This window comes from Streptomyces sp. NPDC058620, from assembly GCF_042717135.1.
Classification (GTDB): Bacteria; Actinomycetota; Actinomycetes; order Streptomycetales; family Streptomycetaceae; genus Streptomyces.
Genome location: NZ_JBHXQO010000004.1, coordinates 39,844 through 64,828, shown reverse-complemented (window position 1 = coordinate 64,828; position 24,985 = coordinate 39,844). Strand labels below are relative to the sequence as shown.

At 71.7% G+C, this 24,985-nt stretch carries 19 protein-coding genes; 16 read left to right on the top strand and 3 right to left on the bottom strand.

The window, feature by feature from the left end; translation table 11 throughout:
- The first annotated feature begins 41 nt into the window (after positions 1-41).
- From ACFWSK_RS06605 to ACFWSK_RS06550, 12 genes are all read left to right on the top strand, one after another.
- Entirely contained in the window at positions 42-2,459 is a 2,418-nt protein-coding gene (locus ACFWSK_RS06605; protein WP_383782702.1) for an ATP/GTP-binding protein, read from the top strand.
- A 114-nt stretch (positions 2,460-2,573) separates the two neighbouring features.
- A complete protein-coding gene (locus ACFWSK_RS06600) occupies positions 2,574-4,154 on the top strand; it encodes a PucR family transcriptional regulator (protein ID WP_383782700.1) in 1,581 nt (526 codons plus the stop codon).
- 134 nt (positions 4,155-4,288) lie between these two features.
- Positions 4,289-5,734 (top strand): aldehyde dehydrogenase family protein, encoded by a 1,446-nt coding sequence (locus ACFWSK_RS06595; RefSeq protein WP_383782698.1) that lies wholly within the window; start codon positions 4,289-4,291, stop codon positions 5,732-5,734.
- A 226-nt stretch (positions 5,735-5,960) separates the two neighbouring features.
- The gene (locus tag ACFWSK_RS06590) at positions 5,961-7,916 is read left to right on the top strand and encodes an acyl-CoA dehydrogenase family protein (RefSeq protein ID WP_383782696.1); all 1,956 of its coding nucleotides are present in this window, start codon (positions 5,961-5,963) and stop codon (positions 7,914-7,916) included.
- A 214-nt stretch (positions 7,917-8,130) separates the two neighbouring features.
- Positions 8,131-9,369 (top strand): 3-phosphoshikimate 1-carboxyvinyltransferase, encoded by a 1,239-nt coding sequence (aroA, locus tag ACFWSK_RS06585; RefSeq protein ID WP_383782694.1) that lies wholly within the window; start codon positions 8,131-8,133, stop codon positions 9,367-9,369.
- Between the two features lie 34 nt (positions 9,370-9,403).
- A complete protein-coding gene (locus tag ACFWSK_RS06580; protein ID WP_383782692.1) occupies positions 9,404-10,045 on the top strand; it encodes a hypothetical protein in 642 nt (213 codons plus the stop codon).
- A 55-nt stretch (positions 10,046-10,100) separates the two neighbouring features.
- Positions 10,101-11,354, top strand: coding sequence for a 1-deoxy-D-xylulose-5-phosphate reductoisomerase (dxr, locus tag ACFWSK_RS06575; RefSeq protein ID WP_383782690.1), 1,254 nt, complete (start codon positions 10,101-10,103; stop codon positions 11,352-11,354).
- A complete protein-coding gene (locus tag ACFWSK_RS06570) occupies positions 11,351-12,661 on the top strand; it encodes a M50 family metallopeptidase (protein WP_383782688.1) in 1,311 nt (436 codons plus the stop codon). The genes dxr and ACFWSK_RS06570 overlap by 4 nt, the downstream gene beginning before the upstream one ends.
- A 172-nt stretch (positions 12,662-12,833) precedes the next feature.
- The gene (gene ispG / locus ACFWSK_RS06565) at positions 12,834-13,988 is read left to right on the top strand and encodes a flavodoxin-dependent (E)-4-hydroxy-3-methylbut-2-enyl-diphosphate synthase (RefSeq protein WP_383782686.1); all 1,155 of its coding nucleotides are present in this window, start codon (positions 12,834-12,836) and stop codon (positions 13,986-13,988) included.
- A gap of 190 nt (positions 13,989-14,178) precedes the next feature.
- Entirely contained in the window at positions 14,179-15,024 is an 846-nt protein-coding gene (locus ACFWSK_RS06560; RefSeq protein WP_383782684.1) for a GNAT family N-acetyltransferase, read from the top strand.
- 35 nt (positions 15,025-15,059) lie between these two features.
- The gene (locus ACFWSK_RS06555; protein ID WP_383782682.1) at positions 15,060-15,665 is read left to right on the top strand and encodes a GNAT family N-acetyltransferase; all 606 of its coding nucleotides are present in this window, start codon (positions 15,060-15,062) and stop codon (positions 15,663-15,665) included.
- A gap of 36 nt (positions 15,666-15,701) precedes the next feature.
- Complete coding sequence (locus ACFWSK_RS06550) at positions 15,702-17,402, top strand: proline--tRNA ligase (RefSeq protein ID WP_383782680.1); 1,701 nt, start codon at positions 15,702-15,704, stop codon at positions 17,400-17,402.
- Between the two features lie 72 nt (positions 17,403-17,474).
- Here the strand turns inward: ACFWSK_RS06550 and ACFWSK_RS06545 are convergent, their stop codons facing one another.
- From ACFWSK_RS06545 to ACFWSK_RS06535, 3 genes are read right to left on the bottom strand one after another with little or no spacing between them, the layout of a single operon-like run.
- Positions 17,475-18,392, bottom strand: a complete 918-nt coding sequence (locus tag ACFWSK_RS06545; protein WP_383782678.1) for an aminoglycoside phosphotransferase family protein — start codon at positions 18,390-18,392, stop codon at positions 17,475-17,477.
- 29 nt (positions 18,393-18,421) lie between these two features.
- Positions 18,422-18,916 (bottom strand): ferritin-like domain-containing protein, encoded by a 495-nt coding sequence (locus tag ACFWSK_RS06540; protein ID WP_383782676.1) that lies wholly within the window; start codon positions 18,914-18,916, stop codon positions 18,422-18,424.
- On the bottom strand, positions 18,913-19,455 hold the full coding sequence (locus ACFWSK_RS06535) for a hypothetical protein (protein WP_383782674.1): 543 nt from the start codon (positions 19,453-19,455) through the stop codon (positions 18,913-18,915). Before ACFWSK_RS06535 ends, ACFWSK_RS06540 begins: the two co-directional genes overlap by 4 nt.
- 176 nt (positions 19,456-19,631) lie before the next feature.
- On the opposite strand from ACFWSK_RS06535, the gene rimP reads away from it, so the two are divergent.
- From rimP to infB, 4 genes are all read left to right on the top strand, one after another.
- The gene (gene rimP / locus ACFWSK_RS06530; protein ID WP_383782672.1) at positions 19,632-20,129 is read left to right on the top strand and encodes a ribosome maturation factor RimP; all 498 of its coding nucleotides are present in this window, start codon (positions 19,632-19,634) and stop codon (positions 20,127-20,129) included.
- A gap of 2 nt (positions 20,130-20,131) precedes the next feature.
- Positions 20,132-21,172 (top strand): transcription termination factor NusA, encoded by a 1,041-nt coding sequence (gene nusA / locus ACFWSK_RS06525; protein ID WP_383782670.1) that lies wholly within the window; start codon positions 20,132-20,134, stop codon positions 21,170-21,172.
- A 146-nt stretch (positions 21,173-21,318) separates the two neighbouring features.
- On the top strand, positions 21,319-21,606 hold the full coding sequence (locus ACFWSK_RS06520; protein WP_383782667.1) for a YlxR family protein: 288 nt from the start codon (positions 21,319-21,321) through the stop codon (positions 21,604-21,606).
- A gap of 140 nt (positions 21,607-21,746) precedes the next feature.
- Entirely contained in the window at positions 21,747-24,893 is a 3,147-nt protein-coding gene (gene infB / locus ACFWSK_RS06515; RefSeq protein ID WP_383782665.1) for a translation initiation factor IF-2, read from the top strand.
- The last annotated feature ends 92 nt before the right edge of the window (positions 24,894-24,985 follow it).

The following is a 24,985-nucleotide window of genomic DNA, read 5'->3' as shown; positions in this document are numbered from 1 at the left end:
CGGGCAGAGGCAGGACCTGGCTGGTCAGGGGGCAGCGGTTCATGGACACCGAAGGCACGTACGGCGCACGGGACACACGGGCGAATCAGGTGCCCCGTCCGAGCGCGCCTCCACCCAGCACGCCCCCGCCCGCAGGGCCCCCACCGGCCACGCCGCCCCCGCCACCGGCGGGCCCCCCGCCCGGCCCGCCACGCCCGGACCGCGCTCCGGCCGCCGGGCCGCGGCTCGACGAGTGGCTGCGCACCCCGCGCCTCCCGCAGGAGCCCGGTGTCTGGAGGTACGGCCACACGCCCCGGCCGCCCGAGAAGCCCGACGGGGTCTCCGACCGGTCCCTGGTGGTGGGCACGGTGATCGCGGTGCTGTGCGGAGTGCTCGTCTGGTCCCTGTGGCGCAACGGCTACATCCCCTACCGACTGGTCCCGCTGAAACTCTTCACCCCGCGCGAGTGGTGGTACGTGGGCAGCGCGGGCGGCCCGCGGACCGTGGAGGGCGTCGACGCCCTGACGGTCTACGAGGCCCTCCTGTTCGGGCTGCTCGTGTACGGCTGCGGGCGCCTGGGCAACTGGCCGGAGCTCTTCCGGCGGCACGTCGCCGGGCGTGGACAGCCCTTCCTGGGCGTGGCCACCGTGGCCATGGCCGGCCTGGCCCAGCTTCTCGTCTGGCAGGGCGCGGTGCCGCTCGCCAGGCCCGTCCTCGTCCTGATCGCCGCGGTCGCGGGCGGTGAGGTCTTCCAGAGCCAGAGCGTCGTGAACGTGATCTATGCACTGATCACCGCCGCTGTGCTGTACCCCTTCGCCCGCCTGGGCCGCTGGCGGGAACTGCTCGCCGCCTACCGCAAGGGCCGGTCCGGGGGCCAGGACGCCGCTCCCGCGACGGAGCCGGCCGCCGATACGGCCGCCGACCGGTGGCCCGAGCTGCGCGCGGCCGCACAGACGGACGCCGCCGAGACACTCACCGCCGAGGTGCGGGCCGGCCGGATGAACGACGTGGACTGCGCACGGCTGCGCCACGCCTGGACCGTCGCCCGCGCACACCCCGAGCGCCTCGCCGGATTCACGGATGCGGTGCTGCGTGCGGGGGGCGCCGCCGCCCTGCACCCCTCCGGCCACCGGGACCTGCCCCTGCGCACCGCCCGGCACGATGTCCTGACCGGTCAGGTGCGCATCGGCAGGTGCGCCGACGACGCCCACAACCCCTATGGGCGGCGGGGCTCGGGCGTCGCCCTGGAACCCGTGACGCTTGGCACCTCGCTGCTGGCGGTGGGGCCGCCCGGCTCCGGCAAGTCCGCGTCCCTCGTCCGCCCCGTCGTCGAGTCCCTCGCACTCCGGGCGCTCGCAGGGCAGGCCGCCGTACTCGCGGTGGGCGGGGGCGGAACCGCTTTCGGCCCGGACGAGGCGTACGACGTCGTGGTGCGGATCGGCGACCCCCGGTCCCTCCACGACTTCGACCTGTACGGGGGGACCACCGATCCCGACGAGGCCGCCGGGGTGCTCGCGGAAGGGCTCATCGGCGACGTACCCACGGCGGACAGCCGGCGTGCGGCCACGGTGCTGGCCCAACTGCTCGGCCCCTTCCACACGGTCCACGGCCGTTTTCCCCGGGTGCCCGAACTCCGTGAGCTGCTCGACGGCGCCCCGGACGCACTCACCGCGCTGCGCGGGGCGCTGGAAGCGGGCGGCCACGGAGCCATGCTGCGCGAACTGGATGCCAGGGCCCGGCAGGCGGGTGGCGCCGGAGACCCCGGGCCGGTGCTCGCCGACCGCGTCGCGCTGCTCGACCGGCCCGCGTTCGCCGGATTCTTCGCCACCGGGGAAGACGCCCGTCCCTTCTCGCTGCGCTCCCTGGGGCAGCTTCCTCTGCGGGTCCGTATCGATCTCCCGGAGCGCACCCACGCGGAGGCGTCGCGGCTCCTCGCCCGGCTGGTTCTCGCCCAGTTCACGGCCGTGGCCGCGGCGCGCGGCGACCGTTCGCTCTTCGTCTGCCTGGTCCTGGACGACGCGACGCACACCGTGACCCCCGAGACGGTTCGAGGTATCCGGCGGCTGCGGTCCGTCAACGCCGGCGCCGTCCTCGTGCTGCGTACCGTCGACGACGTCCCCGAGGGGCTGCACACCGCACTGATGGGCGCCGTCGGCTGCTGCATGGCGTTCTCCGGCGTGACCACCTGGGACGGCAAGCGGTTCGCGGAGGTCTGGGGCAAGGAATGGGTGTCGACCCGGGAGGTCGCCCAGCACACGGTTTTCGCCGACCAGCCCTTCACCCGTGCCCTGCACGCCCTGCGCAAGCTGGTGACCGGCAAGGCGGTGACGACGGACGCCGTGACCGTCCGCCAGGTCGAGCGGGAACGCTGGTCGGCCTCCGAACTGGCGTACTCCGTCCCCGCCGGCCACGCCGTGCTCTCCCTGACGACGGTGGACGGCGAGCACGCACCCCCGCTCCTGGTGGACCTCAGCGGCTGAGCCGCCCTACCGGCCAGTAGCCCCGCGAACGGCTCCACGCACTCTGCCGCCCTGGCAGAATCGAAGCAGCCGTTCGTACGGGACGGCGAAATCGATCCAGAGGTCCGCCGTCCCATGCCCCCCACACTCGCCTCGCTCGCCCAGCACTCGGCGCTCAAGCTCACGGTCCGCGCGGGGGCCGACCGCCTCGACACCCCCGTGCGCTGGGCGCACGCCAGTGAGCTCACCGATCCCGTGCCCTATATGGAGGGCGGGGAGCTCCTCCTCGTCACCGCCACCAACCTCGACGCCGAGGACGGGGCGGCGATGCTCCGTTACGTGCGACGGCTGGCCGCCGCCGGTGTCGCGGGGCTCGGATTCGCCGTCGGCGTGAACTACGAGGAGATCCCGCGGGCCCTCGTCGACGCCGCCGAGGAGGCCGGGCTGCCGCTCCTCGAAGTCCCGCGCCGCACCCCGTTCCTCGCCATCACCAAGGCCGTGTCCGCGGCCATCGCCGCCGACCAGTACCGGGCGGTCACCGCCGGCTTCGAGGCCCAGCGCGAGCTGACCAAGGCCGCCGTCGCGGGCGACGGACCCGGTGATCTCCTCACCCGTCTCGCCGCCCACGTCGACGGCTGGGCCGCCCTGTACGACACCTCCGGCGCCGTCGTGGCCGCCGCGCCCGAATGGGCCGCCAGGCGAGCCGCCCGCCTCACGCCCGACGTGGAGCGCCTCCGGGACCGCCCCGCCCCGGCCAGCGTCGTCGTCGGCGACACCGACGACCGGGTCGAGCTCCAGTCGCTGGGCACCGGCCGCCGGGTCCGCGGGGCCCTCGCCGTCGGGACGGGCGCGGCGCTCGGAACCGCCGAGCGGTACGCCGTGCACTCCGCGGTCGCCCTCCTGACGCTCACCACCGCACGCTCCCGCTCGCTCCAGGGCGCCGAGCAGCGCCTCGGCGCCGCCGTCCTGCGCATGCTGCTCGCCGGGCAGCCCGACCACGCGCGAGCCGTCGCGGGAGACCTGTACGGCGGACTGCTCGACGCCCCCTTCCGGCTGCTGATCGCGGAAGCGGCCCCCGGGTCCACCCCCGAGCTCCTCGCCGAGACCATGGAGGCCGCCGCGGCCCGCGCCGGGGAGGCGCTGCTGATGGTGCCCGAGGGCGAACGCATCGTCGTGCTCGCCGCGGACGCGGGCGCCGCGGTGGCCGCCTGCGCCGGATACGCCGAGGCCCAGGACGACCGCCCGGCCCGCGATCCGGGCACCGAGGACGGCGAGGTCGTCGTCGGCCTGTCCGCACCGTCCGGACCGATCGCCGTGTCCGCCGCGTACAAGCAGGCCGAACAGGCACTCTCGGTGGCCCGCCGCCGCGGCAGGGCCCTCGTCGAGCACGAGGAACTGGCCGCCGGCTCCGTACTTCCGCTGCTCGCCGACGACGCCGTACGGGCCTTCGCCGACGGAATGCTCCGCCCCCTGTACGAGCACGACGCCAAGGGCCGCGGCGACCTCGTCGCCTCCCTGCGCGCCTGGCTCTCCCGGCACGGCCAGTGGGACGCGGCCGCCGCCGACCTGGGCGTCCACCGCCACACCCTGCGCTACCGGATGCGCCGCGTGGAGGAGATCCTCGGCCGCTCCCTGGACGATCCGGACGTCCGGATGGAGCTCTGGCTGGCGCTGAAGGCCACGACGGCCGCCACCTCGGGCACCCCAGCCGCCTGATCCCCGACAAAGCGGAGCATCGCCCGGGTCCTGTGCTCCACGCCGGACAAACGTCATCCGCGCCCGGCCGCCCTACGGTGGGGGAGCACGACACCCACGAGCTCCGTCACGACCTCCGAAGGGCCGGACCCGCCATGACTTCCACCCACGCCTTCTGGCTGGCCGGCCGCCAGGCCACCGGCGAGGACAGCTTCGACGTCACCAACCCCTGGGACGGCCGTCTTGTCGGCACGGTCAGCGTGCCGACCGACGCGCAGACCGAAGAAGCCGTCGCCGCCGCGCACGCCGTCCGCGAGGAGTTCGCCGCGACCCCGGCGCACGTCCGGGCCGCCGCCCTCGACCACGTCGTACGCCGCCTCGTGGAGCGCACCGAGGAGATCGCCCAGCTGATCTCCGCCGAGAACGGCAAGCCCATCAAGTGGGCCCGTGGCGAGGTCGGGCGGGCCGTCTCCGTCTTCCGCTTCGCCTCCGAGGAGGCCCGCCGCTTCAACGGCGGCGACGCCCAGCGCCTGGACACCGACGCCGGCGGCACCGGCCGTCTCGGGCTGACCCGGCGCTTCCCGCGCGGCACCGTCCTCGGGATCTCGCCCTTCAACTTCCCGCTCAACCTGAGCGCGCACAAGGTCGCCCCGGCCATCGCCGTCGGCGCCCCGATCATCCTCAAGCCCGCCCCGGCGACCCCGATCTCCTCGCTGATCCTGGGCGAGCTGCTGGCCGAGACCGACCTTCCGGCCGGTTCCTGGTCCGTGCTGACGGTCCCCAACGACCGCATGCCGGACCTCGTCCAGGACGAGCGGCTGCCCGTGATCTCCTTCACCGGATCCGGTCCGGTCGGCTACTCGATCATGGACTCGGTCCCGCGCAAGCACTGCACCCTGGAGCTCGGCGGCAACGGAGCCGCGGTCGTCCTCGGCGACTACGCCTCCGAGGAGGACCTGGACTGGGCCGCGACCCGCATCGCGACCTTCTCCAACTACCAGGGCGGTCAGTCCTGCATCTCGGTGCAGCGCGTCATCGCGGACGCCTCGGTCTACGACCGCCTCGTCCCGAAGATCGTCTCGGCCGTCGAGGCCCTGGTCACCGGTGACCCGTCCGACGCCACCACCGATGTCGGCCCGCTGGTCAGCGAGGACGCCGCCAAGCGCGTCGAGTCCTGGGTCGACGAGGCCGTCCAGGCAGGCGCCGCCCTGCTGACCGGCGGCAAGCGCGACGGGGCCACGTACGCGCCGACCGTGCTCACCGAACTCCCGGACAACGTCACGCTCTCCGGCGAAGAGGTCTTCGGCCCGGTCCTGTCCGTGCAGAAGGTGGACGGTGAGGCGGAGGCGTTCGCCGCTGTCAACTCCTCCAAGTACGGCCTCCAGGCAGGCGTGTTCACCCACGACCTGCAGACGGCCTTCCGCGCCCACCGCGCCCTGGAGGTGGGCGGCGTGATCATCGGCGACGTCCCCTCGTACCGCGCCGACCAGATGCCGTACGGCGGCGCCAAGCAGTCCGGCGTCGGCCGCGAGGGCGTGCGCTACGCGATGGACGACTACACCTACGAGCGGGTCCTCGTCCTCACCGGCCTCGCCCTCTAGGACACCCCGAACGGCCGCCTGCCTTCCGCCCGGACAGCGATCGCAGCAGGCGGCACAACGACGGCCGGAGCCCACTGTGCGGGGGCTCCGGCCGTCGTGCGCCCCCCGTCGCAGGGGTGGTGGGACGGGGGCACATCGGGTACATACGGACGAGTGGCACCGACCGGAAAAGTCACCGGCCGGTCCGCGTCCCACCCGACCCCACCAGCGGCGAGGTGAGCTCCTCATGTCCGCACCACCCGCACCACCCGAACCGTCCCAGACGCCCAAGGTCACCGAGCGTGAAGCACGCAGGGTGGCCGAGGCCGCCCGTGAGCAGGACTGGCGCAAGCCCAGTTTCGCCAAGGAACTCTTCCTCGGCCGCTTCCGGCTCGACCTGATCCACCCCCACCCGCTCCCCGCCGGTGAGGACGTACGGCGCGGCGAGGAGTTCCTCGCCCGGCTGCGCGACTTCTGCGAGACGAGGATCGACGGCGCGCTCATCGAGCGCGAGGCCAGAATCCCCGACGAGGTGATCAACGGCCTCAAGGAACTCGGCGCCCTCGGCATGAAGATCTCCACCCATTACGGCGGCCTCGGGCTCACCCAGGTGTACTACAACAGGGCTCTCGCACTGATCGGCTCGGCCAGCCCCGCGCTCGGCGCGCTGCTCTCCGCGCATCAGTCGATCGGCGTACCGCAGCCGCTGAAGATTTTCGGCACCCAGGAGCAGAAGGACGCCTTCCTGCCCCGGCTGGCCCGTACGGACATCTCGGCGTTCCTCCTCACCGAGCCCGACGTCGGGTCCGACCCTGCCCGGCTCGCCACCTCCGCCGTACCCGACGGCGATGACTACGTGCTCGACGGCGTGAAGCTGTGGACCACCAACGGCGTGGTCGCCGATCTGCTGGTCGTCATGGCCCGCGTCCCGAAGTCCGAGGGCCACAGGGGCGGGATCACCGCGTTCGTCGTCGAGGCGGACGCCCCCGGCATCACCGTCGAGCACCGCAACGCGTTCATGGGTCTGCGCGGCCTGGAGAACGGCGTCACGCGCTTCCACCGGGTCCGGGTCCCCGCCGCCAACCGCATCGGCCCGGAGGGCGCCGGCCTCAAGATCGCCCTGACCACCCTCAACACCGGCCGCCTCTCGCTGCCCGCCATGTGCGTGGGAGCGGGGAAGTGGAGCCTGAAGATCGCCCGTGAATGGTCGGCCGTGCGGGAGCAGTGGGGCAGGCCCGTCGCCCGGCACGAGGCGGTCGGCGCGAAGATCTCCTTCATCGCCGCGACCACCTTCGCGCTGGAGGCCATGGTCGACCTCGCCTCGCAGATGGCGGACGAGGACCGCAACGACATCCGCATCGAAGCCGCCCTGGCCAAGCTGTACGGCTCCGAGATGGGCTGCCTGATCGCCGACGAACTGGTCCAGATCCGCGGCGGCCGCGGCTTCGAGACCGCCGACTCCCTCGCCGCCCGCGGTGAACGGGCCGTCCCCGCTGAGCAGTTGCTCCGCGATCTGCGGATCAACCGGATCTTCGAGGGCTCCACGGAGATCATGCACCTGCTGATCGCCCGCGAGGCCGTCGACGCCCACCTCAAGGTGGCCGGAGACATCATCGACCCCGACAAACCGCTGTCCGCCAAGGCGAAGGCCGGCGCCAACGCGGCCGGCTTCTACGCCCGCTGGCTCCCCAAGCTCGTCACGGGCCCCGGGCAACTCCCGCGTACGTACGCCGAGTTCAACCCTCCGGGCCACCCCGACCTGTCCGCCCACCTGCGCTACGTCGAACGCTCCGCCCGCAAGCTGGCCCGTTCCACCTTCTACGCGATGTCCCGCTGGCAGGGCCGCATGGAGACCAAACAGGGCTTCCTCGGCCGGATCGTCGACATCGGCGCCGAACTCTTCGCGATGAGCGCCGCCTGCGTCCGCGCCGAACTCCTGCGCACCACCGGTGAGCACGGCCGCGAGGCGTATCAGCTGGCCGACGTCTTCTGCCACCAGTCCCGCATCCGGGTCGAGGAACTCTTCACCCGTCTGTGGTCCAACACCGACGACCTCGACCGGCGCGTGGTCGAGGGAGTCCTCTCCGGTACGTACACCTGGCTGGAGGAGGGCGTCGTCGACCCGAGCGGCGACGGCCCGTGGATCGCCGACGCCACCCCGGGCGCCTCGACGAAGGAGAACGTCCACCGGCCCATCCGCTGAGCCCGTCACCGGCGGGGCACGTCCACGCGCTGGACGTGGCCCCCCCCGGCGCCCCCCCCCCGGCCGGGTTGGCGGCCCGGGCCGGCCACCACAACCCCCGCCCCAAGGCCGGCACCCCCCCCCCCCCCCGCGGGCCCCCCGCGCCGGGGGGCCCCCCCCCCGGGGCGCCCCCCCCCCCCGCCGCTGCGCCCGCCGCACGGCAGGATGTGCGCCCGTGACCGTCATCCACATCCCCGGCTCCAAGTCCGTCACCGCCCGCGCGCTGTTCCTGGCCGCCGCCGCGGACGGCACCACCACCCTCGTACGCCCCCTGCACTCGGACGACACCGAGGGCTTCACGGAGGGTCTGACCCGTCTCGGCTACGCGGTGACCCGGGAGCCGGACCGCTGGCACATCGAGGGGCGCCCGGCCGGCCCCGCCGTCACCGAAGCCGACGTGTACTGCCGCGACGGAGCCACCACCGCCCGCTTCCTGCCGACGCTCGCCGCCGCCGCGGCCTCCGGCACGTACCGCTTCGACGCCTCCGCGCAGATGCGCCGCCGCCCCCTCGCCCCGCTCACCGAGGCCCTGCGCACCCTGGGCGTCGGGCTGCACCACGAGGCGGCCGAGGGCCACCATCCGCTGCGCATCGAGGCGTCCGGCATCAAGGGCGGTGAACTGACCCTGAACGCGGGGGAGTCGTCCCAGTACCTCACCGCCCTGCTCATGCTCGGACCGCTCACCGCCGAGGGACTGCGGATCGAGGTGACCGAGCTGGTGTCGGCGCCGTACATCGGGATCACCCTCGCGATGATGCGCAGCTTCGGCGTCGAGGCGGGCCGGGAGGGGAACACCTTCACCGTCCCTCCCGGCGGCTACCGCCCCACCACGTACGCCGTCGAACCCGACGCCTCCACCGCGAGCTACTTCTTCGCCGCCGCCGCGCTCACCGGCCGCGAGGTCACCGTGCCCGGCCTCGGCCGGGACGCGCTCCAGGGCGATCTGCGCTTCGTCGACGTCCTGCGCCGCATGGGCGCCGACGTCCGTACGACAGCGGACGCGACGACCGTCGGCTCCGCCGGCGCCCTCACCGGCCTCACGGTCAACATGCGCGACATCTCCGACACGATGCCGACGCTGGCGGCCATCGCACCGTTCGCCTCGTCGCCCGTCCGCATCGAGGACGTCGCCAACACCCGGGTGAAGGAGTGCGACCGGCTCGACGCCTGCGCCGACAACCTCCGGCGCATGGGCATCACCGTGCGCACGGGTCATGACTGGATCGAGATCCACCCCGGCACCCCCCGCCCCATCGAGATCACCACCCACGGCGACCACCGCATCGTCATGTCGTTCGCCGTCACCGGGCTGCGGACGCCGGGCATGACGTACGACGACCCCGCCTGTGTACGCAAGACGTTCCCGCGCTTCCACGAGACCTTCGCGGATTTCGCGGCCACCACGGCCGGTTAGGGTTCCTGGGCGCTCGTCGTCCACAGGAGAATTCATGGCCACGCCGCCCCACCAGCCCCTGCCCCCGTACGGGTTCGGCCGCCCCGCGCCGCTTCCGTGCGACGTCTGCGGTGCGATACCCGCGGTCCACACCGTCGTCCGCGGTCATCAGGGGCTCGTCGTCACGCTGCGCTTCCTGACGAAGGAAGGCACCTTCTGCCGCACCTGCGGGACCTCGCTGTACCGGAAGATGACCTCGGACACGCTCTGGCAGGGCTGGTGGGGGCTGCTGTCCGCGTTCGCCGCCCCGGTCACCCTGTTCATGAACATCGGTGCCCGCCGCCGGATCCGCTCCCTGCCGCATCCGGTGGGGAATCTGAGACCCCAGCTCGCCCCCGGCCGCCGCGTCCTGGTCCGGCTGCCCGCCCTGATCATCACCGGCGCCCTCGTCGCGGCGCTCGGCGTCTTCGTCGTACCGCGGCTGATCCCCTCCACCCCGCCCAGCTTCATGGCGGGCGACTGTGGACGCAACAACGCCGAGTGGCCCGAGCAGGATCTCGAAGAGGTCGGGTGCAGCTCGGCCGAGGCCGAGTTCTGGCTCTCGGAGGGCGGGAAGTGCTGGGGCATGGACTGGCTGGTGTACCTGGAATACAGCGCCGAGCAGGAGATGCTGTGCGCTCACCCCATGAAGAAGTGACCCCGACTGGGACGCCCTGTCCCCACGCACAGCCGTAGCGGCAACAATGGGGGGCATGAGCGACAGCCCTGCCCCCCTCGCCGATCCGCATCTGATCTTCGACGCCGCGGAAGGCCGCCGGGATCTCGTGATCCTCGGCTCCACCGGGTCCATCGGCACCCAGGCCATCGACCTGGTGCTGCGCAACCCCGACCGCTTCCGGGTCACCGCACTCTCCGCCGGCGGCGGCAGGGTCGCGCTCCTCGCCGAGCAGGCGCGGCGCCTCCGGGTGCGTACGGTCGCCGTCGCCGCCGAGGACAAGGTACCGGCCCTGCGCGAGGCACTGCGCGCGGAGTACGGGGCGGGCGAGCCGCTCCCCGAGATCCTGGCCGGGCCCGACGCGGCCACCCGGCTCGCAGCGGGCGACTGCCACACCGTGCTCAACGGCATCACCGGCTCGATCGGCCTCGCCCCGACCCTCGCCGCCCTGGAGGCGGGCCGCACGCTCGCCCTCGCCAACAAGGAGTCGCTGATCGTCGGCGGCCCGCTGGTGAAGGCGCTCGCCGCCCCCGGCCAGATCATCCCGGTCGACTCGGAACACGCCGCGCTCTTCCAGGCCCTGGCCTCCGGCACCCGCGCCGACGTACGCAAGCTCGTCGTCACAGCATCGGGCGGACCCTTCCGGGGGCGCACGAGGAGCGAGCTGGCCGACGTCACCCGGGAGCAGGCCCTCGCGCACCCGACCTGGGCGATGGGCCCGGTCATCACCATCAACTCGGCGACCCTGGTCAACAAGGGCCTGGAGGTCATCGAGGCACATCTCCTCTACGACATTCCGTTCGACCGGATCGAAGTGGTCGTCCACCCGCAGTCGTACGTCCACTCCATGGTCGAGTTCACGGACGGCTCCACGCTCGCCCAGGCCACCCCGCCGGACATGCGCGGCCCGATCGCCATCGGCCTCGGCTGGCCGCAGCGCGTCCCCGACGCCGCTCCCGCCTTCGACTGGTCGAAGGCGTCCAGCTGGGAGTTCTTCCCGCTGGACACCGAAGCCTTCCCGTCCGTCGGGCTCGCCCGGCACGTCGGCACCCTCGGCGGCACGGCCCCCGCGGTGTTCAACGCCGCGAACGAGGAGTGCGTGGACGCGTTCCTGGCGGGACGGCTGCCCTTCAACGGAATCATGGATACGGTCACCGCAGTGGTGGCCGAACACGGCACCCCTGCCACGGGAACTTCACTGACGGTCGCGGACGTCCTCGAAGCGGAGACCTGGGCGCGTGCCCGGGCCCAGGAGCTCTCGGCGAAAGCGACAGCGGAGGCGCGCGCATGAGTATGACGACGATCCTGTTGACGATCCTGGGGATCGCCATCTTCGCCGTGGGTCTGCTGTTCTCGATCGCCTGGCACGAGCTGGGGCACCTCTCGACCGCCAAACTCTTCGGCATCCGCGTACCGCAGTACATGGTCGGCTTCGGCCCGACCATCTGGTCGCGCAAGAAGGGCGACACCGAGTACGGCATCAAGGCGATCCCCGCGGGCGGCTACATCCGCATGATCGGCATGTTCCCGCCCGGCGCCGACGGACGTCTGGAGGCCCGCTCCACCTCACCGTGGCGCGGCATGATCGAGGACGCCAGGTCGGCCGCCTTCGAGGAGCTGGAGCCGGGCGACGAGACGCGCCTCTTCTACACGCGCAAGCCGTGGAAGCGCGTGATCGTGATGTTCGCCGGCCCGTTCATGAACCTGGTGCTGGCCGTCGCCATCTTCCTCGGCGTGTCCATGACCTTCGGCTTCCAGACCCAGACCACCGAGGTCGCGGCGGTCCAGAAGTGCGTCATCGCGCAGAGCGAGGACCGCGACACCTGTGAGAAGGGCGACCCCGTCTCGCCCGCACAGGCCGCCGGTCTGCAGAAGGGCGACAAGATCGTCGCCTTCAACGGCCAGCGGATCGACGACTGGTCCACGCTGTCCGACCGGATCCGCGGCACCATCGGCCCCGCCACCATCACCGTGCAGCGCGACGGCGGCGAACAGACCCTCAACGCCGTACTGAAGAAGAACTCGGTGGCGAAGAAGGACTCCAACGGCGACGTCATCCCCAACGAGTACGTGACGGCGGGCTACCTGGGCTTCGGCCCGCGGAGCGAGATCGTGCCGCTCTCCTTCGGGGACTCGGTCGTCCGCATCGGAGACATGATCGAGAACGGCGTCGACTCGATCATCGCGCTGCCGTCCAAGGTCCCGGACCTCTGGAACGCGGCCTTCAGCGACGGGGAACGCGCGGACGACTCCCCGGTCGGCGTGGTCGGCGCGGCCCGCATCGGCGGCGAGGTGATGACCCTCGACGTCCCGGCGCAGAACCAGATCGCGATGATGCTGTTCCTGCTCGCCGGCTTCAACCTCTCGCTGTTCCTCTTCAACATGCTGCCCCTGCTGCCGCTCGACGGCGGTCATATCGCGGGCGCCCTCTGGGAAGCCCTGCGCCGCAACGTGGCCCGGGTCTTCAAGCGCTCCGACCCCGGTCCGTTCGACGTGGCGAAGCTGATGCCGGTCGCCTACGTGGTCGCCGGAATCTTCATCTGCTTCACGCTGCTGGTTCTGGTGGCCGACATCGTCAACCCGGTCAAGATCACCTGACCGTCCCACACGCCCCACGGGGAGTGGCCGGTCACACATGAGGTGGCCGGCCACCCGCCGGGGGTGAATTCGCCGGACGGGGTGCGTCCCGCGTCCCTTCGGTGCCGTAACCTCGAAGACCGGAGCCCGCCGATCTCGGGACCTTGATCCACACCTTGGGGATGCTCAGCGCATGACTGCGATTTCTCTCGGAATGCCGGCCGTTCCGACCAAGCTCGCCGACCGAAGGGTCAGCCGCCAGATCCAGGTCGGGTCGGTCGCGGTCGGCGGAGACGCACCGGTGTCGGTGCAGTCGATGACGACGACGCGTACCTCGGACATCGGGGCGACTCTGCAGCAGATCGCGGAGCTGACGGCCTCGGGGTGCCAGATCGTGCGGGTGGCGTGTCCGACACAGGACGACGCGGACGCGTTGTCGACGATCGCGCGGAAGGCGCAGATCCCCGTGATCGCGGACATTCACTTCCAGCCGAAGTACGTCTTCGCGGCGATCGACGCGGGCTGTGCGGCGGTGCGCGTGAACCCGGGGAACATCAAGCAGTTCGACGACAAGGTCAAGGAGATCGCGCTCGCCGCCAAGGACGCGGGCACGCCGATCCGGATCGGTGTGAACGCGGGTTCGCTGGACGCGCGGCTGCTGAAGAAGTACGGCAAGGCGACACCGGAGGCTCTGGTGGAGTCGGCGCTGTGGGAGGCGTCGCTCTTCGAGGAGCACGGTTTCGGTGACATCAAGATCTCGGTGAAGCACAACGACCCGGTCGTGATGGTGAACGCCTACCGTCAACTGGCGGCGCAGAGTGACTACCCGCTGCATCTGGGTGTGACCGAGGCGGGTCCGGCGTTCCAGGGCACGATCAAGTCGGCGGTGGCGTTCGGCGCCCTGCTGTCGGAGGGCATCGGGGACACGATCCGTGTGTCGCTCTCGGCTCCGCCGGCCGAGGAGGTCAAGGTCGGGCTGCAGATCCTCGAGGCGCTGAACCTCAAGCAGCGTCGTCTGGAGATCGTGTCGTGTCCGTCGTGCGGGCGTGCGCAGGTGGACGTGTACAAGCTGGCGGACCAGGTGAGTGCGGGTCTTGAGGGCATGGAGGTCCCGCTGCGGGTCGCGGTGATGGGCTGTGTCGTCAATGGTCCGGGTGAGGCCCGTGAGGCTGACCTGGGTGTGGCGTCCGGCAACGGCAAGGGACAGATCTTCGTGAAGGGCGAGGTCATCAAGACCGTCCCTGAGTCGAAGATCGTCGAGACCCTCATCGAGGAAGCCCTGAAGATCGCCGAGCAGATGGAGAAGGACGGCATCTCCTCCGGCGAACCCCAGGTCTCCATCAGCTGACCAGGACCGCACACGGCTTCACCGCGCCCCGCCGGACTTCGCGTCCGGCGGGGCGCGGCCGTTGTGCCCGAGGGGCAGGACGAGCCGCGGGAAGCCGACCGCGGCCGGCCCCCTTCCGGGCGCGAGGGGCGCCCGCCGCCGCCGTTCGGTACAGTGCGGAAATCAGCAGACCGCATGGTGAGGCCCCCTCGTGTTGACGCAGACCACCACCCGGGTCCTCGAACCCAGCGACCTCGGCGCCGCGCTCGCCATCCTGGAGAGCGAGCCCGTGGCCAACGCCTTCGTGACATCGCGCGTGCAGGTCGCGGGACTCGACCCCTGGCGCCTCGGCGGTGAGATGTGGGGCTGGTACGCCGACGGGCGCCTGCGCTCCCTGTGCTACTCCGGGGCCAACCTCGTCCCCATCTGTGCCACTCCCGAAGCGATCAGGGCCTTCGCCGACCGTGCCCGCAGGGCAGGCCGCCGCTGCTCGTCGATCGTCGGCCCCGCCGAACCCACGGCCCAGCTGTGGCGCCTGCTCGAACCGGGCTGGGGCCCCGCCCGCGAAGTCCGCGCCAACCAGCCGCTCATGGTCACCGAACACCCCTCCGCCGACGTCGAACCCGACCCCCTCGTGCGCCGCATCCACAAGGAGGAGATGGACATCCTCATGCCGGCCTGCGTGGCGATGTTCACGGAGGAGGTGGGCATCTCGCCGATGGCCGGTGACGGCGGACTCCTCTACCAGGCACGCGTCGCCGAGCTGATCGGCAGCGGCCGCTCCTTCGCCCGCATCGAGGACGGCAGGGTCGTCTTCAAGGCGGAGATCGGCGCGGCCACCTCGCTGGCCTGCCAGATCCAGGGCGTCTGGGTCGCCCCCGAACACCGCGGGCGGGGCCTCTCCGAAATCGGCATGGCCGCGGTCCTGCGCTACGCGCTGGCCGACGTGGCGCCCATCGTCAGCCTGTACGTGAACGACTACAACACCCCCGCGCGCAAGGCGTACGCCCGTGTCGGCTTCCGTGAGACCGGAGCCTTCATGAGCGTCCTCTTCTGACCCCACCGTCCCGGCGCGGACAGTAGGGTTCCCGCATGGCAGCAGCAGTGAGCGGTGGCGGTCCCGGAGTTCCCGGCATCGTGGTGGGCCCCCTCGACCTGGCCGCGCGAGTCGACGAGGCACTGGCGGTGCAGGCCGTCGCCTTCGGTCTGGGCCCGGAGGAGATCGAGGTACGCCGCCACATCGTGCTGCGGCACCTCGAACATCCGCAGGCGCGTGCGCTCGGAGCCGCCACCGCCGGTGGCCGGCTCGTCGGATTCGTCTACGGCATGCCCAACGAGCGCGCCCAGTGGTGGTCGACCGTCGTCGAGCCCTATCTGCGCGCCACCGGCTCCGAGGGCTGGCTGGACGACTCGTTCGTGATCACGGAGCTGCACGTCCACCCGGACCACCAGCAGCACGGCATCGGACGGACCCTGATCACCGCCCTCACGGACGCCGTCGGCCTGCCCCGCTCCATCCTCTCGGCGATCGACACGGAGAGCCCGGCGCGCGGCCTGTACCGCTCCCTCGGCTACCGGGACCTGGCCCGGCAGGTGCACTTCCCCAGTGCTCCCAGGCCGTACGCGGTGATGGGCGCGCCCCTTCCGCTGTGCCGTGCGGAGGCAATCGATTTCCGCCCGCCCCCGCAGCCCGGCTAATCTCGGCCACATCACCCTTCCGAGCAGGAGTTCATCATGGCCCAGGTCCAGCGCATGTCCCGATTGATGATCAAGACACTGCGCGACGACCCGGCAGACGCCGAGACGCTCAACCACAAGCTGCTCGTCCGGGCCGGATACGTACGTCGCACGGCCGCCGGCATCTGGACCTGGCTGCCGCTCGGCAAGAAGGTCCTGGAGAACGTCACCCGAGTCGTCCGCGAGGAGATGGACGCCATCGGCGGCCAGGAAGTCCTGCTCCCCGCGCTGCTCCCCAAGGAGTCCTACGACGCGAGCGGCCGGTACGAGGAGTACGGCGACCTGCTGTTCCGCCTCAAGGACCGCAAGGGTTCCGAATACCTCCTCGGCCCCACGCACGAAGAGATCTTCACCCAGATCGTCAAGGACCAGATCTCGTCCTACAAGGACCTGCCCGTGGTCCTGTACCAGATCCAGACCAAGTACCGCGACGAGGCCCGCCCCCGCGCCGGTGTGCTCCGCGGGCGCGAGTTCCAGATGAAGGACTCGTACTCCTTCGACACCACCGACGAGGGCCTCGTCGAGGCGTACCAGCTGCACCGGGCCGCCTACATCCGGATCTTCGAGCGCCTCGGCCTCGACCACCGCATCGTCTCCGCGGTCTCCGGCGCCATGGGCGGCTCCGCGTCCGAGGAGTTCCTCGCCCCCGCCCCGGCCGGTGAGGACACCTTCGTCGACTGCCCCAACTGCGACTACGCCGCCAACACGGAGGCCGTGACCTTCAAGGGCGCCCCCGTCGACGGTTCGGCGCACGGCCCCGTCGAGGAGCTGGACACCCCGGACACCCCGACCATCGAGACCCTTGCCGCCTTCCTCGGCATCCAGGCGTCCGAGACGCTCAAGAACCTCCTGGTGAAGGTCGACGGCGAGATCGTCGCCGTGGGCGTGCCCGGCGACCGCGAGGTCGACCTCGGCAAGCTCGGCGAGCACCTGGCGCCCGCCGTGGTCGAACTGGTCACAGCCGAGGACTTCGAGGGCCGCCCCGACCTCGTACGCGGCTACGTCGGCCCGCAGGGTCTGGACAAGGTCCGCTACATCGCCGACCCCCGCGTCGCCTCCGGCACCGCCTGGGTCACCGGCGCCAACAAGCCCGGCACCCACGCGCGCAAGGTCGTCGCCGGCCGTGACTTCGAGGTCGACGACTACCTCGACGTCGTCGTCGTCGAGGCGGGCGACCCCTGCCCGAAGTGCGGTGCGGGCCTCAAGCTGGACCGTGCCATCGAGATCGGCCACATCTTCCAGCTGGGCCGCAAGTTCGCCGACGCCTTCCAGCTCGACGTGCTCGGGCAGAACGGCAAGCCGGTCCGGGTCACGATGGGGTCGTACGGAATCGGCGTCTCCCGCGCCGTGGCGGCACTCGTCGAGCAGACCGCCGACGAGCAGGGCCTGTGCTGGCCGCGCGAGATCGCCCCGGCCGACGTCCACGTCGTCGCCGCGGGCAAGGCACTTCAGACGGAGCTGGCCCTCGACGTCTCCGAGAAGCTGAACGCGGCGGGCGTCCGGGTCCTGGTGGACGACCGCGCGGGTGTCTCGCCCGGCGTGAAGTTCACGGACGCCGAGCTGATCGGTGTGCCGAAGATCCTGGTGGCGGGCCGCCGTTCGGCCGAGGGTGTCCTGGAGCTCAAGGACCGCCGCACGGGCGAGCGCGAGGAGCTCACGGTGGACGAGGCGATCGCGCGCCTCACCAGCCAGGGCTGAGCCGAGCCGGTACGTCACGAAGGCGCCCGCGCACCTGCGCGGGCGCCTTCGGGCGCTTCGGGCGGCCGGGCCCTACAGCCAGCCCGCGAACTCCAGGATCAGTTCGCCGTCCTGCCGGCGTCCAGCGGTCAGCGCGCGGGTGCCCGACTCCACGGCCCGGAACAGCGTCCAGCCGTGCAGCCGTTCCCGGTCCACGTCCAGGGAATCGGCGAGCTTCTTGATCCGTCGCCGGGCCGTCGCCGCGCCGCCGGGAGAGGCGATCAGATCCTCGACCCGGTCCCGCACCAGCCGTGCCAGGTCGTAGGCGCGCTCGCCCACCAGCGGCTCGGGGCCGACCGTGAGCCAGGGGGAACGCTCACCCGAGAGCACCTTGCTCTGGCGGAAGTTGCCGTGCAGCAGCAGGAGTTCGGGGGAGTGGGCGACCAGTTCGGCACGGGCCGCCAGAGCGGCCGACACGAGCGGAGCCAGCTCCGGACCGGCCTCCGCGACCGCCCGCATCGGCCCCGCCTGACGGCCCGTCCGCTCGGCCACCGTCTCGAAGGAGTGCCCGGCCGGCGGCTCGACCCACAGCCGGCGCACCGTGCCCGCCGCCTCCAGCAGGGCCTTCGCCTCCGGGAGCGAGCGCAGCGACACCTCGTGGTGCAGCCGCTCCAGAAGAAGCGCGTCGCCCGGCAGTGCCCCGGGGGGTTCGAGCAGCTGTACGGCGCCCCAGCCGTTCCAGTGCGCCAGCGCGGCCTGCTCGCACCCGGGCGCGGCCTCGGGCGGGGCGATCTTCAGTACGCCGGGCGTCCCGTCGGACCGCCGCACCAGGAGGGCCAGGCTGCTGCGTCCGCCGGGGGCGACGACCCGCTCGACGGAGAGATCCTGCGTGCTCCCGGAAAGCGCCTCGTCGGTCAGCGCGGGGAGCCGTCCGAGCCACTCGGCCGCGGCGGCATCCCCGTACATCTCGCCGAGCGCTCGCACCAGACGCTGCGGCGGTTCGAAACCCATACGTGCCTTGTTCCCTTTCAGAGCCTTCTTCAGTGCGTCCCGCCGGTCCCTTCCGGACCTGCGGCCTCCGCGGTCGCGGCCTTCTCGGGGAGCCCGGGAAAGGCTACGCCGGTGCCCCGCCAGCGGACCGCGCGTACCGCGGCCTCCCGCAGAGCGCCCGCGGCTTCCCGCCGCAGGGGCCCTCCGGCGGCCCGTACGAGATCGGAGTAGACGCCCGCGATCCGGTCCTCCAGCACGGCGGCGAACCGCACCGCCGCCGCCGGGTCCCGCACCGCGAACGGCAGAGCGTACGCGGCATCGGCCGCGACGGGCGCACCGCCCAGGTCACGCACGGTGCGCACCAGGGCGTCGCGCCGTGCCCGGTGCCCGTCGTACGCGGCCGTGGCCTCCGTAGCGCGCCTCCCGGTGAGCCGGCCGCCGAGCACCGCGTATCCGTACACCGCGGCGTGCTCGGCCGCCAAGGCGGCCTGAGCGGCGTTCAGTTCCTCCGAGCCGTCCTCGGCCCGGGTGTCGATGAGGCTCATGACGCGGTGTCCTTGGCGAGTTCGGTGAGCAGGTACGCGTGCACGGCGCCGGCGGCCGCGACGGAGGCCAGCAGCCGGGCGAGTTCGGGTTCCGCCTCCAGCAGGGACTCGGTGTGGGCGTCGGCCGAGCGTCGCGCCGCGGCGGCCAGCTCCTTCAGGGCGGCCCGCGCGTCGACGGCCGGAGCCGCTGCGGGCGCCCCCGGCGTCGTCCGTCCGGCGCCCTTCGACAGGGCCGCCGTGTGTTCCCGTACGGCGGACCGCAGCGGGGCCAGTCCGGCGGCCGTGGCGGGATGCGCGGCCGCGACCTGGTCGTACCGGGCGAGCAGTGAGGCGCTGACCCGGGTCGCGCCCTTGCGCAGCGTCCGCTGAGCGCGGGCGTCCGTGGCGCGGGCGCGGGCCTGCGCGTCGGCCCGCGAACCGGCGGGGGAGGACCCCTTGGGGGTCTCCGGCCCGTCACCGCAGCCCGCCAGCACCGCACCCATCGAAAGTGCTCCAGTGGCCGCGAGCGCGGCCCTGCGCGTCGTCCCCGTCCGCCGCACGTGTCTCCTCCGGGTCCCGTTCGGTACTGACTGCTTCTGTCCTGAAGTGATCACCGTTGGCGAGCGTACCCGCGCCCAGGGGCAGGCGGACGGCAACACCCCTCCGGACCGGATACCCTTTGACCTGACACACGACGATCCCCACAACAGCACACGCGGCCGAGGAGTCACCCGGGATGAGCACCACCCAGAGCGAGAGGCTGCGCGAACTGCTGGAACCGCTCGTCAGCGCCGAGGAACTGGATCTCGAAGAGATCGAGGTGGCACGAGCCGGCCGCAGGCAGGTGCTTCGGGTCATCGTGGATTCCGAACAGGGTGTCGAGCTGGACGCCTGTGCCGAGCTGAGCCGCGCGATCTCCGAGAAGCTCGACGAGACCGACGTGATGGGCGAGGGCGAGTACGTCCTCGAAGTGAGCTCTCCGGGCGCCGACCGCCCGTTGACCGAGCACCGCCACTACGTACGAGCCACCGGCCGCCTCGCCCGGCTCCAGCTGACCGGGGGCGACGAGCTGGTGGCCCGCATTCTCGCGGTCGACGACGAAGGACTGGACCTCGAAGTGCCGGGCGTCAAGGGCCGCAAGCCCACGTCCCGCCGGGTCTCCTTCGACGAGATCGCCAAGGCACGCGTGGAGATCGAATTCAACCGCAAGGACAAGAAGGAAGAGGAGGCGTAGCCGTGGACATCGATGTGAAGCTGCTGAAGGGCTTGGCGCAGGACAAGGAGATCCCCTTCGACGTGCTCGTCGGGGCGATCGAGTCGGCCCTCCTCATCGCGTACCACCGCACCGACGGCAGCCACCGCCGGGCACGGGTCGAGCTGAACGAGCGCGGCCATGTGACGGTGTGGGCCAAGGAGGACCCGGCCGACCTCGAAGAGGGCCAGGAGCCCAAGGAGTTCGACGACACCCCGTCCGGCTTCGGCCGGATCGCGGCGACCACCGCCAAGCAGGTCATCCTGCAGCGGCTGCGCGACGCGGAGGACGACAGGACGTTCGGCGAGTACGCCGGCCACGAGGGCGATGTCGTCACCGGTCTGGTCCAGCAGGGCAAGGACCCCAAGAACGTCCTGGTCGACATCGGCAAGATGGAGGCCATCCTGCCCGTCCAGGAGCAGGTGCCGGGCGAGGAGTACACCCACGGCCTCCGGCTGCGTTCGTACGTCGTACGGGTCGCCAAGGGCGTCCGAGGCCCGTCCGTGACGCTGTCGCGTACCCACCCCAACCTCGTGAAGAAGCTCTTCGCGCTGGAGGTCCCGGAGATCGCGGACGGCTCGGTCGTCATCGAGGCGATCGCCCGCGAGGCCGGTCACCGCAGCAAGATCGCGGTGCGCTCCACCCGTGCCGGTCTGAACCCCAAGGGTGCCTGCATCGGCCCGATGGGCAGCCGTGTGCGCAATGTCATGGCCGAGCTGCACGGCGAGAAGATCGACATCGTGGACTGGTCGGACGACCCGGCCGAGATGGTCGCCAACGCGCTGTCGCCCGCACGGGTGAGCAAGGTCGAGGTCGTGGACCTCGGTGCCCGGTCCGCCCGGGTCACCGTTCCGGACTACCAGCTGTCGCTGGCGATCGGCAAGGAGGGGCAGAACGCCCGTCTGGCCGCCCGTCTCACCGGCTGGCGCATCGACATCCGCCCGGACACGGAGACGGACGAGGAGCGGGACATCGCGGACCGTGAGCGCGCCGAGCGCGCCAGGGAGCGGTCGGAGCGGGGCTGATCCCCGGCCCCTCCGGTAGCGGTCAGGGCCGTTCAGCGGCCCGTCCGAAGGAATAAATCCGGGCGCCACGACGCTGAGATCACGACAACATCCGTTCGATTCTTGCCCCAAAGGGGTGAGGTCGGTGCGGGGAGGTAGACTTAAACGTGTCTGGCCGGACGCTAGCCCGCGCTTGCCCCGAACGAACCTGTGTCGGATGCCGGGAGCGGGCGGCCAAGAGCGAGTTGCTGCGCATCGTGGTGGATGAGGGTGAATGCCTACCCGATCCGCGCGGTACGCTGCCCGGCCGGGGTGCGTATCTGCACCCCGCCTCTGTCTGTCTCGACCTGGCGGTCCGCCGCCGGGCATTCCCCCGGGCCTTCAAGGCCAAGGGGCCGTTCGGTTCCGCGGCACTGCAGCGGTTCGTCGAGCGGGTGACAACGCAAGAAAAGTGAACGGCACGGGACCCCGTGCGGTCAGGTACCTCGCGAGTTGGAAGTAGGTCGAGATTGCGATGAGCACTCGATGAGTACGCGATGAGTACGCCCATGAAGTAGCGACGGTCCGGCGGTAACCCGGACCTAAAAGGAGCGAAGTGGCTAAGGTCCGGGTATACGAACTCGCCAAGGAGTTCGGGGTTGAGAGCAAGGTCGTCATGGCCAAGCTCCAAGAACTCGGTGAGTTCGTACGTTCGGCGTCCTCGACGATCGAGGCGCCGGTTGTACGCAAGTTGACTGACGCACTGCAGGGGCCCGGCGGCAACGCCGGCAAGTCCGCTGCGAAGCCCGGCGCGCCCCGCAAGGCCGCGCCCTCGAAGCCCGCAGCGCCCTCCCCGGCCGCTGCGGCACGTCCCGCTGCCCCGAAGCCCGGCGTCCCGGCCCCCAAGCCGGCCGCAGCCGAGGCCCCGGAGAGCAGCGCCCCCGCCGCAGCACCTTCCGCGCCGTCTGCGGGCCCGCGTCCGGGCCCCAAGCCCGCGCCGAAGCCCGCACCGGTCACTCCGGTGCCCGCGGCTGAATTCTCCGCTCCGGCCCCGGCTCAGCCGGCCCAGCCGCAGCAGCAGCAGGCCCCGCGTCCCGCGGGTGCCACCCCCGGCCCCCGCCCCGCGACCCGTCCGGCTCCGGCCGGCGGTCAGCGTGACGGTGGCCAGCGTGACGCAGGTCAGCGCGACGGCGGCCGTGGCGGCGAGCGTGGCGGCGACCGCCCCGCGCGTCCCGCAGGCCAGGGAGCGCCGCGTCCTGCCGGTGCTCGTCCGGCGGGTCCCCGTCCGGGCAACAACCCCTTCACCTCCGGTGGCTCCACCGGCATGGCGCGCCCCCAGGCCCCCCGGCCCGGCGGCGCCCCGCGTCCCGGTGGCGGTCAGGACCGTCCGGAGCGCCCCGGCGCCCCGCGTCCGCAGGGCGGCCCCGGTGGCGCCCCGCGCCCGCAGGGTCAGGGTGGTGCCCGTCCGAGTCCCGGCGGCATGCCCCGTCCGCAGGCTCCCCGTCCGGGCGGTGCCCCGTCCGGTAACCGGCCGAACCCGGGCATGATGCCGCAGCGTCCCGCTGCGGGTCCGCGTCCCGGTGGTGGCCCCGGTGGCGGTGGCCGTGGTCCCGGTGGCGGCGGCGGTCGTCCCGGTGGCGGTGGCGGCGCAGGCCGTCCCGCCGGCGGCGGTTTCGCAGGCCGTCCGGCCGGTCCCGGTGGCGGCGGCGGCGGTTTCGCCGGTCGTCCCGGTGGTCCGGGTGGCGGCGGCGGTGCCGGTCGTCCCGGTGGTGGCGGCGGCTTCGGCGGTCGTCCCGGCTTCGGTGGACGTCCCGGCGGCCCGGGTGCCCGTGGTGGCACACAGGGTGCGTTCGGCCGTCCGGGTGGTCCCGCGCGTCGTGGTCGCAAGTCGAAGCGTCAGAGGCGCCAGGAGTACGAGGCCATGCAGGCCCCGTCGGTGGGCGGCGTCATGCTGCCTCGCGGCAACGGGCAGGCTGTCCGGCTGTCGCGCGGTGCGTCCCTCACGGACTTCGCGGAGAAGATCAACGCGAACCCGGCGTCGCTCGTCGGCGTGATGATGAACCTCGGCGAGATGGTCACTGCCACGCAGTCCGTCTCCGACGAGACGCTGAAGATGCTCGCGGACGAGATGAACTTCGTCCTCGAGATCGTCAGCCCCGAGGAGGAGGACCGCGAGCTGCTCGAGTCCTTCGACATCGAGTTCGGCGAGGACGAGGGCGGCGAAGAGGCCCTGGTCTCCCGTCCGCCGGTCGTGACCGTCATGGGTCACGTCGACCACGGTAAGACCCGACTGCTGGACGCGATCCGCAAGACGAACGTCGTTGCGGGCGAGGCCGGCGGTATTACGCAGCACATCGGTGCGTACCAGGTCGGCGCCGAGGTCAATGGCGAGGACCGTCGCATCACCTTCATCGACACCCCGGGTCACGAGGCGTTCACCGCCATGCGTGCACGTGGTGCGAAGTCCACCGACATCGCGATCCTCGTGGTGGCGGCGAACGACGGTGTGATGCCCCAGACGATCGAGGCGCTGAACCACGCCAAGGCGGCCGATGTGCCGATCGTGGTCGCGGTCAACAAGATCGACGTCGAGGGTGCCGACCCGACCAAGGTGCGCGGTCAGCTCACCGAGTTCGGTCTGGTGGCCGAGGAGTACGGCGGCGACACGATGTTCGTCGACATCTCCGCCAAGCAGGGCCTCAACATCGAGGCTCTTCTGGAGGCCGTCGTCCTCACCGCCGACGCCTCGCTCGACCTGCGGGCCAACCCGGAGCAGGACGCGCAGGGTATTGCGATCGAGTCCCACCTCGACCGCGGCCGTGGTGCCGTCGCGACCGTCCTGGTCCAGCGAGGCACGCTGCGGGTCGGCGACACGATGGTGGTCGGCGACGCGTACGGCCGAGTCCGCGCCATGCTCGACGACAAGGGCGAGAACGTCGAGGAAGCGGGTCCCTCGACCCCCGTCCTCGTGCTGGGTCTCACCAACGTGCCGGGTGCCGGCGACAACTTCCTGGTTGTCGACGAGGACCGTACGGCCCGTCAGATCGCCGAGAAGCGTGCCGCTCGTGAGCGCAACGCCAACTTCGCCCGCAAGGGTGTCCGGTTCTCCCTGGAGAACCTGGACGAGGCGCTCAAGGCCGGTCTGGTCCAGGAACTCAACCTCATCATCAAGGGCGACGCGTCCGGTTCGGTGGAGGCTCTCGAGTCCTCGCTGCTCCAGCTCGACGTCGGTGAAGAGGTCGACATCCGGGTCCTGCACCGCGGTGTGGGTGCGGTCACCGAGTCGGACATCGACCTGGCGACCGGCTCCGACGCCATCGTGATCGGCTTCAACGTGCGCGCCGCAGGGCGTGCGCAGCAGATGGCCGAGCGCGAAGGCGTGGACGTCCGGTACTACTCGGTCATCTACCAGGCGATCGAAGAGATCGAAGCGGCCCTCAAGGGCATGCTCAAGCCGGAGTACGAAGAGGTCGAGCTCGGTACGGCGGAGATCCGCGAGGTCTTCCGCTCGTCCAAGCTGGGCAACATCGCCGGTGTGCTGGTCCGGTCCGGCGAGGTCAAGCGCAACACCAAGGCGCGCCTGCTTCGCGACGGCAAGGTCATCGCGGAGAGCCTCAACATCTCCGGTCTGCGCCGCTTCAAGGACGACGTCACCGAGATCCGCGAAGGCTTCGAGGGCGGTATCAACCTCGGAAACTTCAACGACATCAAGATCGACGACGTCATCGCGACGTACGAGATGCGCGAGAAGCCCCGCGGCTGATCCGTACCTCAACAGTCGGGGCCGATCGACGGGTCTTATTCCCTAGGACGGAGCCCGCCCGTAACGGTAAGTTTATTTTGTGGCACGCAAGC